The following is a 12,443-nucleotide window of genomic DNA, read 5'->3' as shown; positions in this document are numbered from 1 at the left end:
GGTCAGGGCACCGGGTCAAACCCCCCTGGGTTCAGGGGATGGCACCGTAAAATTCTTCGGACAGCCAGCCAGCCGCCTTTGACCGGTCCGTGTTTTTCTATGGCCTCCACGGCGTACTGAGAGCAACTGGGGTAAAAACGGCAATGAGGACCCAATAGGGGGGACGCAAAACGCTGGTATATCCGGATGGCAATGATGAATAATCGTTTAATGGCGGGAGCCCTCCGAAACCCTGTTGAACAGATGGTCCAGGGAGGCTGCCAGCAAGGGCGACTCCTGCTGGCAGCAAGCCTTTTTAGCAATCACGTTGATATCAACAGGGGCTTTGAGCCTATGCTGGTTCAGGCGAAAGTACTCGCGCACACAGCGTTTGATCCTGTTCCTGGTGACGGCGCCTCCGACCTTTTTGGTCACTGTAACGCCCAATCGGGAGACTTTTCCCTGGGCAGGGGCGAAAACCGCGATAAAGTAAGCGTTTTGAACCCGTTTTCCCCGCTCGCCAAGAGCCAGAAATTGCGGCCTTTTCCGAAGGCGCTGCTCCTTGGTGTAGGAGAACGAACCCATAGTCCCTATGCGCTAAGGCGCTTGCGGCCCCTGGCCCTTCTGCGTTTGATGATGCGGCGCCCGGCCTTGGTGGACATTCTCTTCAGAAATCCGTGTGTGCGGGCTCTTTTAATTTTGCTGGGTTGAAACGTCCTTTTCATATTAATGTCTCCTGCATTTAATCAGTTTTTTATCGTCGTAGTCGTGGGGTCGGAACAAGGTCGTTCACTCAGGCCCGCCCCGGCCCATACAAAGACCAGCAAGTACAACATGAACCGCCCATTTTGTCAAGCGTCAGTTGAATTCTTTTGTCGGCTCTCTCCGGCTTCCCAAAAACTGGCACGAAAGATGCTTCTCTTTCGGACAGGGCCGGTGAAGCCCTGCCAGGAAATTCAGGAGAAAAAGCATGTCCGAAATATCGCGAACAGGCCCCCAGTCGGGCGTTTTATCGGAATCCTCGATAAAAAAAACCTCAAAAAACAAAGGGAATTTTTCCGCCGTCCTGGCCAGAGCCGGGAAAGACGGCGCGTCCGCTCCCTTAACTCCGCAAGCCAAAGAGTCTCTGGGCGTTATAACAGCCGAAAACTACACTGTTTCCCACCTTTTGGTCCGAAACAGCAAGTTCGCGGCGGACACATGGAATATCATACATAGCCCCATAAACCAAAATAAAGATTTTACTAAAATTCAACCAGGCGCCCAGGTTTGGATAGATCCTGAGACAAAGGAGATTTCCTGGCGCCAGGAAAATCTTGCCGAGCCGGCCGTGCAAACCCGCAAAAACGTTCATGTGCGGCGCTCTCCGGACTTTTCCAAGGAAGCCGATTCCCTGGCGGAAAGCCTGGTCCGGGCGGTGAGTCAGGAGATAGGAAAAAATTACGAGGATGTGGACTGCTATGAACTGGTGGTAAAAGGCCTTTCCAGCCTGGGAATCCAATACAGCGGCCGCGGCGGGCTGAAAGACGCCCTCATGAACCGGGCTCTGGCTTCCAGCCTGCCGTCCAACGCCTATCTTACCGGCGAGGGCCTGGTCAACGCCTGCGGGAACAATCTGTTTAACGGGACCTATATTAATATAAACGATCCGGACGCCCTGGCTAAAGAGGTGTACGAGAGCCTCGGCCCCAACCTCAGGCACGGGGGCATCCTTTCCCTGTCCACCAGGACGCGCGGCCATACAGGCGTGGTGGCGGCCCGGGACGACCAATGGACCTACATCAATTCCGGCAGAATGGACAATAATATCGGGGACCGGGTTCCCTCTTTGGGGGTGGGCCAGGAAGATCTTCTGGCTGAGTTGAGAAACTGGTTCAGGCTGGCGAAAAGCCGGGGCGAGGCCTTGTCCGTGTCTTTGGGCGAGCTAAACCGGGAAAAGCTCATGGCTTACGCCGCTCCCACGCCAGGGCCCATGTTGGTTTAAACGGATCAGACGGCTTTTTGAGTGCAATCCCGAAAGTTGAGCTTCTAACCTTCGTTGACGAACTCGCCGCTTTTTCCCCCGTATTTCCGCACAAGATGAATTTGTTCGATGGCCATGGCCTTGTCCGCCGACTTGCACATGTCATAAATGGTGAGGGCGGCCACGGAGACGGCTGTCAGGGCCTCCATTTCCACGCCGGTGCGGCCCGCCACCCGGGCCTGGCCCTCAATGCGGATGCTGGAGGTTTCTTTCTCGGGGAAAAAATCCACTCGCACATGGGTCAGTTCCAAGGGGTGGCACATGGGAATAAGCTCCCAGGTTTTTTTCGCCGCCATAATTCCGGCGATCCGCGCCGTCTCCAAAACGTTGCCTTTCGGCATGGCCTGATCCAGGATGGATGCCAGGGTGTCCGGCTTCATGGAGACCTTCCCCACGGCGATAGCCAGCCTGTCAGTGGTTTTTTTCTCCGAGACGTCCACCATCTGCACTCTGCCTTTTTCATCCAAATGGGAAAAATCAGCCATCAAGCTCCTCCTTGTGCCTGGCCTTTTCCAGGTCCTGGGGCGTGTTAACGTTTATAAAGGATGCAAGCTGCGGGTCCGCTGCATGAAGTTTATCTTCGGGAATCTCTTTCACCCGGACCTGCGAAAAAATGCTCCGGATGCTCAGGCGGTCGCTTTCAAGCATTCTGGCCGCCGGCTTTAGGCACCGCTTGGAGTATATGGCGCACAAAGGTTCGTACCCGGCCTGAGTCTTGGGTATAATAATATCAAATTTCGAATCCCGCTCTCCAAGCAAAAGGCTTATCATCTCGTCCCGAAGAAAAGGCATGTCGCAGGGCGCCAAAAAAACAAAGGGCGCTTTGGCGTAAGTCAGGGCGGAGTGGACCCCGTTTAAGGAGCAGCGCTTGGTAAAAAGATCCGAGTATACGGGCAGATTGTATTTTAAATACTCCCTGGGATTATTGCTGATGACGAAAATCTCTTTAAAAAAGGGCGTTAGCCGGCCCACCAGGTATTCAAAAATGGACTTGCCGTTGATGTTTAAAAAAGCCTTGTTCCGTCCGTCCATGCGGGAATTGGCGCCTCCGGCCAATATGGCGGCCGCGCAATTGGAGGAGGGAATGGACTCTTTTGGTATGGTTATCCTGGCGTTCATACAGGGCCTTTTATCTGTTAGTGGAATGGTTTGCAAGAAGTTTACTCCTGTGCTACAGGCTTGTGGAAGGGAAGAATATGGGCAAGGAACTGTAATATTTGCTATTGACATTGACCACTGTGTCCTATATTACACCCTGAGTATGTATTGCGGCATGTAATGGCGAGAAAGCCAGATTGATAAATCCTGTATAAAAGGAGGTAGTTGGACATGGCAACAATCGAATTTGAAGGAAAATCCTTTACCGTTGATGAAGACGGATTCATCGATTCCTTTGAGAACTGGTCCGAAGAATGGGTCACCTACGTCAAGGGCGTGGAAGGCATTGACGAACTGACCGAAGAACACTGGAAAGTGATCAACGTTCTGCAAGACTACTACAAAAAGAACGGCATCGCTCCTATGGTTCGCGTTCTGTCCAAGGTCACCGGTTTCAAACTGAAGCACATCTACGAGCTGTTCCCGTCCGGACCCGGCAAGGGAGCCTGTAAAATGGCTGGCCTGCCCAAACCCACGGGCTGCGTGTAGTCTGTCAGTTTTTTAAGTTGCATCTTGAAAAAGCCTTGCTTTGCGCAAGGCTTTTTCTATTTAATGGGGCGGGCTTTGAACCCTGCTGATTCGCCGCAATTCCCAGCAGATGGAGTATGGCCATGCAATTCACGGTTTCCACGCGATCAAGAACCGAAATGGTGGACATCACCTCGCGGGTTCAGGATTTTGTCCGGGAAGAGGGCGTGCAGGACGGCGCCGTGATGGTGTTCGTCCCCCACACGACGGCCGGCGTGACCATCAACGAGTCCGCCGACCCGGACGTAGCCCGGGATATCATCATGGCCCTGAACATCCTGGTTCCCGGCGACCTGGACTATCGCCACGCCGAAGGAAATTCTCCGGCTCACATCAAGTCCTCCATGATGGGCTCTTCCGTGTTGGTGGAAGTTTCCGGAGGCCGATTGGTCCTTGGAACCTGGCAAGGCGTTTTCTTTTGTGAGTTTGACGGCCCCAGGACGCGCAAGGTCAGAGTCGTCGCTTTATAAGTCAGCCTGAATGGCCGAAAAATACTAATGACAGTGGATCGGGACAAGTTTGCCATGGACGCAACAGACAAGGCCATTATCAATCGTATTCAATCCGATTTTCCCAGGACCGAGCGCCCTTACGCCGCCATAGGCCAGGAGTTCGGCCTGGACGAGGCCCAGGTGATTGAACGGGTTTCCAGGCTCAAGGAGTCCGGGATCATCCGCCGGATAGGCGGCAATTTCGTGCCGGACAAACTGGGTTTTGTCAGCACGCTTTGCGCCGCACGGGTTCCGAAAGACAAGGTGGAAATGTTTACGGAAGCCGTCAACCAATACCCTGGGGTGACCCACAATTACTTAAGGGAAAACGATTACAATATCTGGTTTACCTTTATTTCTCCGTCCATGGATGAAATCAAGGCCAACCTGAGCGAAATCTCTGCAAAAACCGGGGTGGAGGACATTATCAACCTGCCGGCCACCAATGTCTATAAAATCAGGGCGCAGTTCGAGTTATAGCCCCCCGGCTTTTTCAGGTTAGGGTGCGAGCAAAGCCTTTGCCATGGATTTTAAACCCATGAGAAAAGATGTGCGGGTTGCAGCGGCCCCCATGCACTGCCCCTTGTGGGAATCGGATCGGAACCTGCAAGTTGTGGATGCCTACGCCAAGGAAGCTCGCAGTTGCGGCGCCGAGGTGTTGGTCTTGCCCGAAATGACGCTGACCGGCTACTGCGCCTCCGAGCCGCTCCCCAAAGCCTTGGAAAGGGACGGTCCGGAATACCAGGCGCTGGCGGAAATCGCCCGCTCCAGGCGGTTGACCGTCTTGGCCGGCCTTCTGGAGGCAGGCCCCCGGGGCAATAAATACGCAACCCACCTGGCGTGTTTTCCCGACGGCCGGGTGTTTTTTCATCGAAAGACCCATCTCAGCACTGTGGAGGAAGCCTGGCTGACCCCGGGGAGCGAGCTGCCCGTCTTCAGGAACAGCTATTATGCATTCGGGATCCAACTTTGTTACGAGGCTCATTTTCCCGAGCTGTCGACCAACATGGCCCTGGCTGGCGCCCACATCCTTTTTATTCCCCATGCCTCCCCCCGAGGAACCCCCCAGGAAAAAGAGGAATCCTGGCTCAGGCATCTAACGGCCAGGGCTTATGACAACGGCCTGTATGTGGCGGCTGTGAACCAGTCCGGCGAAAACCAGGCGGGGCTTTCCTTTCCCGGCGTTGCTCTGGTTCTGGACCCTCTGGGACGGGTGGAGGCCCGTCTGCAAGGGGGCGAAGGCCTGCTGATTGCTGATTTAAGGGCGGATTTAATCAATCAGGTGCGGAGCCACCGCATGACGTCCTTTCTCTCCCGGAGGCGGCCGGACGTGTATAATGCCAAGGTCCTGAAGCACAATATTTAAGTATTGAGGACTTTTTACCCCGAAATGAGTTGACTTTACCCACGGTTTGTTTTTACAAATTAAAGTTCCAAGTTGATTTGCGCGGCGTTCACCGTCACTTTAGGCCTTCCTGCCCACGTTCCCCCAAAACAAGGCAGGTAACGCAACGCATCGCAATCAGTAAGTTTGTGCAAGACGACAAACCCCGATTAAAAGGAGCAAAAAATGTCCGGAAAAATGAAAACCATGGATGGAAACACCGCGGCCGCCCATGTGGCATACGCCATGAGCGAGGTCGCGGCAATTTACCCCATCACCCCTTCTTCTCCCATAGGCGAAATCGCGGACGAATGGGCCGCTCAGGGCAGGAAGAATATATTTGGTCAAACCCTTCGCATTCGTGAAATGCAGTCGGAAGCAGGCGCGGCCGCTGCAGTGCACGGCAGCCTTTCCGCCGGAGCCCTTACCTCTACGTTTACGGCGTCCCAGGGCCTCCTGCTCATGATTCCTAACATGTACAAAATCGCGGGTGAATTGCTCCCGGGCGTTTTCCACGTAACCGCTCGCGCCATTGCCGCGCACGCATTGTCCATTTTCGGCGACCATCAGGACGTTATGGCCGTGCGTCAGACCGGCTACAGCCTGCTGGCCTCCAACTCGGTCCAGGAAGCCATGGACATGGCTTTGGTGGCCCACCTGGCCGCCATTGAGTCCAGCGTGCCTTTCCTGCACTTTTTCGACGGATTCCGCACCAGCCACGAAATTCAAAAGATCGAAGTCATTGACTACGACGCCATGGCCAGCCTGACCAATTTCGCGGCCATCGAGGAATTCCGCGCCAGGGCCATGAGCCCCCTGACCCCGGAGCTCCGCGGCACGGCCCAGAACCCTGACATCTACTTCCAGGGCCGCGAGGCTTCCAATATCTTCTACCAGGACGTTCCGGGCATTGTCTCCGCTTATATGAAAAAGGTGGAAGGCATCACAGGCCGTTCCTACAAGCTGTTCGATTATGTGGGCCATCCCGAAGCGCAACGGGTGATCGTTTCCATGGGCTCCTCCTGCGAGACCATTGAAGAAGTGGTCAACTACATGGTTGACAAGGGCGAAAGGGTTGGCTTGGTCAAAGTCCGCCTGTTCCGTCCCTGGGTTTCCGACGCGTTCCTGAGCGCCTTGCCCGCAAGCGTGGAATGCATCACCGTCCTGGACCGCACCAAAGAGCCCGGCGCCATCGGCGACCCTCTGTACCAGGATGTGTGCACCTCCTTCTACGAATCCGGAGACGCTCCGGTGGTCGTCGGCGGCCGCTACGGCCTGGGCTCCAAGGAATTCACCCCGGCCATGGTCAAGGCGACCTTTGACAACATGACCGTGTTGAAGCCCAAAAACCACTTTACCGTGGGCATTGTGGACGACGTCACCCATACGTCCCTGGAAGTTCCCGAGAAGTTCGAGACCGCTCCCATCGACACCATCGCATGCAAGTTCTGGGGTCTTGGCTCCGACGGAACCGTGGGCGCCAACAAGAGCGCCATCAAGATCATCGGCGACCGGACCGACATGTACGCCCAGGGCTACTTCTCCTACGACTCCAAAAAGTCCGGCGGCATCACCATCAGCCACCTTCGCTTCGGCAAGCAGCCCATCCAGTCCACCTACCAGGTGCACCGGTCCAACTTCATCGCATGCCATAACTCCACCTACGTCAACATCTACGACGTGCTGGAAGGCATTGCGGAAGGCGGAACCTTTTTGCTCAACTCCACCTGGACCCAGGATCAGATGGATGAAAAGCTGCCCGCGGACGTCAAGCAGACCATCGCCAAAAAAGGCTTGAAGTTCTACAATATCGACGCAACGGCCATCGCCAAGGAAGTGGGCCTGGGCGGACGCATCAACATGATTATGCAGACCGCCTTCTTCAACCTGGCCAACGTGATTCCCGTTGACGACGCCATCGCCTACCTGAAGGACGAGATCAAAAAAGCCTACGGCAAAAAAGGCGACGAAATCGTCCAGATGAACTACGACGCCGTGGACAAAACCATCGCCAACATTCAGGAAATTGCCGTTCCCGACTCCTGGGCGACTGCTCAGGACGAAGAAGAAGCCGCCGCGGACGAGCCTGCATTCGTCAAGGACGTCATGCGCCCCATGCTCACATGCAAAGGCGACGCCCTGCCGGTTTCCTCCTTCTCCCCGGACGGAATCTTCCCCTTGGGCACCACCAAGTTTGAAAAACGCGGCGTGGCCATCGAAGTGCCCGAATGGATCATGGACAACTGCATCCAGTGCAACCAGTGCTCCTTTGTGTGTCCGCACGCTGCCATCAGGCCTTTCCTCCTGACTGAAGAGGAAAAAGCCGAGGCCCCCGACTCCTTCGAGACCCTGGAGGCCAAGGGCAAGGGTTTTGACGGACTCAGCTTCAGGATTCAGGTCAACACCCTGGACTGCCAGGGCTGCGGAAACTGCGCCGACATCTGCCCGGCCAAGGAAAAGGCTCTGGTCATGCGGCCCATCGCCACCCAGACCGAGGTGCAGGTTCCCAACCAGGAATTCGCCGACACTATTCCTTACAAAACCAACCCCATGAGCCGCGATTCCGTCAAGGGCAGCCAGTTCGAGCAGCCCCTCATGGAATTCTCCGGCGCATGCGCAGGCTGCGGCGAAACTCCTTACGTCAAGGTGCTCACCCAGCTTTACGGCGAACGCATGATGATCGGCAACGCCACCGGCTGCTCCTCCATCTGGGGCGGCTCCGCGCCTTCCGTGCCTTACTGCACCAACGCAGACGGCTGCGGTCCGGCCTGGGCCAACTCCCTCTTCGAAGATCCGGCGGAATTCAGCTACGGCATGCTGCAGGCGGTCACCTCTCAGCGCGACGCCCTGGCGTCCAAACTTCTTGAAATGAAGGAGATCTGCTCCAGCGAACTGGGAGACGCCATCGACGAATGGCTGGAAGGCCGGGAAGATCCCGAAGCCTCCGAAGCCGCCGGCGATAAAATCGTGTCCCTGCTGCTGGACGAACCCGAAACGCCTCTGGCGGACGAAATCCTCTCCATGGAGGGCCTGTTCCTGAAACGCTCCATCTGGATTTTCGGCGGCGACGGCTGGGCTTACGACATCGGATACGGCGGATTGGACCATGTCCTGGCCTCCGGCGAGGACATCAACGTGCTGGTCATGGACACCGAAGTGTACTCAAACACCGGCGGCCAGTCCTCCAAGGCCACGCCTCTGGGATCCGTGGCCAAGTTCGCGGCTTCCGGCAAGAAGACCGGCAAAAAAGACCTGGGCCGCATGGCCATGACCTACGGCTATGTCTACGTGGCCTCCGTGTCCATGGGCGCCAATAAAAAGCAGTTCCTCCAGGCCCTCAAGGAAGCGGAGTCCTACAAAGGCCCCTCCCTGATTCTGGCCTACGCGCCCTGCATCAACCATGGCATTAAAAAGGGCATGGGCAAGAGCCAGGAAGAAGAAAAACTGGCCGTGGCCTCCGGCTACTGGCCGCTGTATAGGTTCAACCCGGTGCTGGCGGACGAAGGCAAGAATCCCTTCTCCCTGGATTCCAAAGAGCCTGACGGAACCCTGGCCGACTTCCTCAAGGGCGAAGTGCGCTATGCATCCCTGCAAAAGACCTTCCCCGAGGAGTTTGAAAAGCTGAACGCCGGCCTCCAGGAAAAACTCGGCGAAAGGTACCAGGTGCTCAAGCAAATGGCTGAGGGCTGCGACGCTGAAGAAAAATAGTCACCCGTAATCAACAAGCGGGGAGTCCTGCGACCGGGCCTCCCCGCTTTGCTTTTTCGCCATCCTTACAAAGCATGAAAGGAAATTCACCATGGCAAATCCTGTCGCCGTTTTTGACACGAGCATGGGCGCCTTTAAGGCGGAACTTTACAAGGATAAAATGCCCGTCACCGCCGGCAATTTTATCAAGTTGGCCAAAGAGGGCTTTTACGACGGCCTGCATTTTCACCGCATCATCGCCGACTTCATGATTCAGTTCGGCTGCCCCCACAGCAAGGATCCCCTGAGCCCCCGCTGCGGAACCGGCGGACCGGACAGCGGCTGCATCAAGGACGAGTTCCCGGAAGACGCCAAGTTCTCCAATGAGCCCGGTACCCTGTCCATGGCCAACACGGGCATGCCAAACTCCGGCGGCTCCCAGTTCTTCATCAACCTGGTCCATAACGACTATCTGGACTGGTTCACCCCCGGACGCTCCAAGCACCCCGTCTTCGGTAAGGTCATTGAAGGCATGGACGTGGTGGAAGAGCTGGGCAAGGTGGAAACCGGCCCCACGGACCGCCCCAAGACTCCGGTGAAAGTCAACAGCATCACCATCGAGGAATAGAGCGCACGCAGAATTGATTCGATTCAGAGGCGGGATGCTCTTGCTCCCGCCTTCTTTCTAGGAGCGGCATATGAAAAGACTGTTCACCCTGTTGGTTGTGTTGATGCTCGCTACGTTTACGGCATGCGGCGGCGGACCGGAAATCGACGGTTCCAGCGACGAGGCCTTCAAAAAGTCCATCACGGAAGTCAGGAACTCCCTGGAGCCGGAAAAGGCTTCGGAATTTGACAAAGCGCTCATGGTCATTGGATTTAAAAGCATGGGCAACGTAATGAGCAGCATGAAATCCCCCGAAGACATGATGGCCAATATGAAAAAAGACCTGGACGGTAAAAACGCCGAGCAGGTCATGAAATTGGCCAAGGAGATTCGGGAGGAAAGCAAAAAGAAGTAGCCGAACAGAAGACCAAGCCCCGGCTTCGCCCAATATGATTTTAAAACAGGGCCTTTTCCTTTCGAGGAAAAGGCCCTGTTTTGCTTTAGGCTTGGCGCCGGCTCTTGGGCGCAGGGGCTTGGCCTCTCTTCTATCGTGTGTATGGGGAGTCATTTTATTGTCCGCCCTGAGAGTCCTCAGCCCGAAACCACTCTGTTGTTTTGCGGGTAAAAGTGGAAACATGCCCTTTTTGCACGGCAGGGAAACAAAGGAACCTGCTTCAGAACATCCTCCCGTCACCCCCGCAGGGCGGCTCAATTTTACACGACCATTTTTGGCTCAATTTAACTCAACCATTACCAGCCGGACGTGACCACCAATTTCTATTATGACGGAAACGGCGCACGGGTGCGCAAGGAAGTGCTCGGCGAAAGCACCACCTTTTACGCGGGCAGCCTGTATGAAGTTAAGGACGGCGCGGCGACCAAGTACATCTTCGGCGCGGACCGGCGCATCGCCAAGATCACGGACGGCGAGGGCGTCCAGTATTTTTCCAAGGATCACCTGGGAAGCTCCACGGTAGTGACGGACGACTCCGGCGCCGTGGTCGAGCAGGCCGATTACCGGCCTTTCGGCGAGGACCGCTTTTACACCGGAACCGTAGCCGCACCCACGCCCTACAAATACACGGACCAGGAACTGGACGCATCCACGGGCCTTTACAATTACGACGCCAGGCACTATGATCCCGCCATCGGCCGGTTCATCAGCCCGGATTCTTTGATACCTGATCAATTCGATCCCCAACAGCTCAACCCCTACGCCTATTGCAGCAATAATCCGCTGATTTATGTTGATCCGACGGGGCATGATGGTGGATTAACGGCGGGGTTGTTAGCAGGACTCGCCATGGCATTAGGAGCATATGCCAATCACACTGAAAATTTTGATGATTACCAAAATGGTAAAATGACCGGAGCAGAGTATGGTGGTAGTTTAGCGAGAGGAGCCGCTTTTGGCGGTATTGTGGCAACTCAACCAGAGATAGGGGTTGTTGAGGCAGTCGGGCTTGGGATGATAAATAATGCGGCTAACCAAACAGATAAGGGAGAGCCTTTGGATTCGCCGGACTCCGTTAATGAGCAACTTACTACAGTTGTGACTACTGTTGGGGCAACGGCTGTAGCACAAGGCGTAAAAGAAGCTGTTTCACCGCCAAAAACAAAAATTGGAACGATTGAGCCCGTACCATTTAGCAACCCACAAGCTCCAAAGTTTGAGGCAACAGTAGAAAGGGTGGCACAGGATGGAGACAAGGCTGCCAAAGCCGGCTATTTTGCAAATTTAGCTGGAAAGATTGCCAAATCCTATCTTGGAAAAAAGATCAGAGGATGGTTTTCTAATGATGAAGGCGAAGATGACCCTTTGTCTTTAGACGAGAGTAATCAAAATAGCATCAACAATTCTCAGAATGGTACTAACTCGTCCTCAGGGGAAGATGCTCACGATGGTACTGGATCAAGTAGCAATAGTGGGAATGGAAACGAGGAACCGACCCCATAAAGAGGTAACCTCAAATTACCATCAAACAGAACGCCATGTTTGAAGCAATTGACTTGCCACAATTGTGAAAAGTTTATGTTCCCTGCGGGAGATGGCTATTGATCGAGTGGATTTGAATACTGCCCGATACATGAGAGATCATCAGAACTTGACAACAAAGTATTTGACTTCGTTAAGCCTCTTTTCTTTTATGGAGCTTACATGAAACTGGTAACACAAATCATTCTTTGTATAATGATTGGCACAATTGCGATTGGCCCCCATACTGCAATTCCTCCTCATATACAAGGGTTAATAATTATTGGATGCCCGTTCGTAATCTGTTTAACAGGACTTTCAGAGTTAATGGCCTATATGCATCCTAATGATTTGATATAATGGACGATATTTCAGCTATATCTGTAGAACCCAACCGTCTTTGATGGCGTATCCCAGGGCCTTCAGGACCTCCTCCTGGATGGGGTTGGGATCTTCAATCCGCACCTTGGGGGACTTTTCCCCCTTATTCCAGGTGAGGACGCAGTTCAGGTTCTGCATTTCTTCCATGATGGTTCCGCCGCTGTACTTCCCTTTCACCTTGATTTCCAAAAGCCGCAGGCAGGTGAGCGCCAAAAGGCAGGTCAGGAGAT

General features: G+C 54.6%; 14 protein-coding genes and 1 pseudogene. 9 read left to right on the top strand and 6 right to left on the bottom strand.

Going from position 1 to position 12,443, the window contains the following annotated elements:
- Positions 1-2: 2 nt before the first annotated feature.
- From yidD to rpmH, 3 genes are read right to left on the bottom strand one after another with little or no spacing between them, the layout of a single operon-like run.
- Positions 3-302 (bottom strand): membrane protein insertion efficiency factor YidD, encoded by a 300-nt coding sequence (gene yidD / locus BUE18_RS17430; RefSeq protein ID WP_425290496.1) that lies wholly within the window; start codon positions 300-302, stop codon positions 3-5.
- Positions 208-564, bottom strand: coding sequence for a ribonuclease P protein component (gene rnpA / locus BUE18_RS17425; RefSeq protein WP_073477467.1), 357 nt, complete (start codon positions 562-564; stop codon positions 208-210). Before rnpA ends, yidD begins: the two co-directional genes overlap by 95 nt.
- A gap of 5 nt (positions 565-569) precedes the next feature.
- Positions 570-704, bottom strand: a complete 135-nt coding sequence (gene rpmH, locus BUE18_RS17420) for a 50S ribosomal protein L34 (protein WP_015948867.1) — start codon at positions 702-704, stop codon at positions 570-572.
- 245 nt (positions 705-949) lie between these two features.
- On the opposite strand from rpmH, the gene BUE18_RS17415 reads away from it, so the two are divergent.
- Entirely contained in the window at positions 950-1,963 is a 1,014-nt protein-coding gene (locus BUE18_RS17415) for a hypothetical protein (protein WP_073477466.1), read from the top strand.
- A 44-nt stretch (positions 1,964-2,007) separates the two neighbouring features.
- Here BUE18_RS17415 and moaC read toward each other — a convergent pair whose 3' ends face one another.
- Both moaC and mobA read right to left on the bottom strand, forming a co-directional pair.
- On the bottom strand, positions 2,008-2,487 hold the full coding sequence (gene moaC / locus BUE18_RS17410; RefSeq protein ID WP_073477465.1) for a cyclic pyranopterin monophosphate synthase MoaC: 480 nt from the start codon (positions 2,485-2,487) through the stop codon (positions 2,008-2,010).
- Complete coding sequence (mobA, locus tag BUE18_RS17405; RefSeq protein ID WP_170868397.1) at positions 2,480-3,121, bottom strand: molybdenum cofactor guanylyltransferase; 642 nt, start codon at positions 3,119-3,121, stop codon at positions 2,480-2,482. Before mobA ends, moaC begins: the two co-directional genes overlap by 8 nt.
- A gap of 210 nt (positions 3,122-3,331) precedes the next feature.
- On the opposite strand from mobA, the gene BUE18_RS17395 reads away from it, so the two are divergent.
- The 8 genes from BUE18_RS17395 to BUE18_RS28520 all read left to right on the top strand — a co-directional run bounded on the left by BUE18_RS17395 (position 3,332) and on the right by BUE18_RS28520 (position 11,814).
- Positions 3,332-3,649, top strand: coding sequence for a TusE/DsrC/DsvC family sulfur relay protein (locus BUE18_RS17395; RefSeq protein WP_015948871.1), 318 nt, complete (start codon positions 3,332-3,334; stop codon positions 3,647-3,649).
- Positions 3,650-3,765: 116 nt separating this feature from the next.
- The gene (locus BUE18_RS17390; RefSeq protein ID WP_073477463.1) at positions 3,766-4,158 is read left to right on the top strand and encodes a secondary thiamine-phosphate synthase enzyme YjbQ; all 393 of its coding nucleotides are present in this window, start codon (positions 3,766-3,768) and stop codon (positions 4,156-4,158) included.
- A gap of 54 nt (positions 4,159-4,212) precedes the next feature.
- Positions 4,213-4,659, top strand: coding sequence for a siroheme decarboxylase subunit alpha (gene ahbA, locus BUE18_RS17385; RefSeq protein WP_073477530.1), 447 nt, complete (start codon positions 4,213-4,215; stop codon positions 4,657-4,659).
- 58 nt (positions 4,660-4,717) lie between these two features.
- Positions 4,718-5,545: a nitrilase family protein gene (locus BUE18_RS17380; protein ID WP_073477529.1), complete on the top strand. Its 828-nt coding sequence runs from the start codon at positions 4,718-4,720 to the stop codon at positions 5,543-5,545.
- 204 nt (positions 5,546-5,749) lie between these two features.
- Positions 5,750-9,271, top strand: coding sequence for a pyruvate:ferredoxin (flavodoxin) oxidoreductase (nifJ, locus tag BUE18_RS17375; protein WP_073477462.1), 3,522 nt, complete (start codon positions 5,750-5,752; stop codon positions 9,269-9,271).
- A gap of 91 nt (positions 9,272-9,362) precedes the next feature.
- On the top strand, positions 9,363-9,878 hold the full coding sequence (locus tag BUE18_RS17370) for a peptidylprolyl isomerase (protein ID WP_073477461.1): 516 nt from the start codon (positions 9,363-9,365) through the stop codon (positions 9,876-9,878).
- Positions 9,879-9,948: 70 nt separating this feature from the next.
- Positions 9,949-10,272 (top strand): DUF6694 family lipoprotein, encoded by a 324-nt coding sequence (locus BUE18_RS17365; RefSeq protein ID WP_073477460.1) that lies wholly within the window; start codon positions 9,949-9,951, stop codon positions 10,270-10,272.
- 348 nt (positions 10,273-10,620) lie between these two features.
- Positions 10,621-11,814, top strand: a complete 1,194-nt coding sequence (locus BUE18_RS28520; RefSeq protein WP_244549336.1) for an RHS repeat-associated core domain-containing protein — start codon at positions 10,621-10,623, stop codon at positions 11,812-11,814.
- A 393-nt stretch (positions 11,815-12,207) separates the two neighbouring features.
- Here BUE18_RS28520 and BUE18_RS17355 read toward each other — a convergent pair.
- Positions 12,208-12,443 (bottom strand): annotated as a pseudogene (locus tag BUE18_RS17355) (IS1634 family transposase); the annotation flags it as partial.

Source organism: Desulfatibacillum alkenivorans DSM 16219 (assembly GCF_900142135.1).
GTDB lineage: Bacteria > Desulfobacterota > Desulfobacteria > Desulfobacterales > Desulfatibacillaceae > Desulfatibacillum > Desulfatibacillum alkenivorans.
The sequence above is the reverse complement of the archived record's forward strand: the minus strand, read 5'-3'. Positions and strand labels throughout refer to the sequence as shown.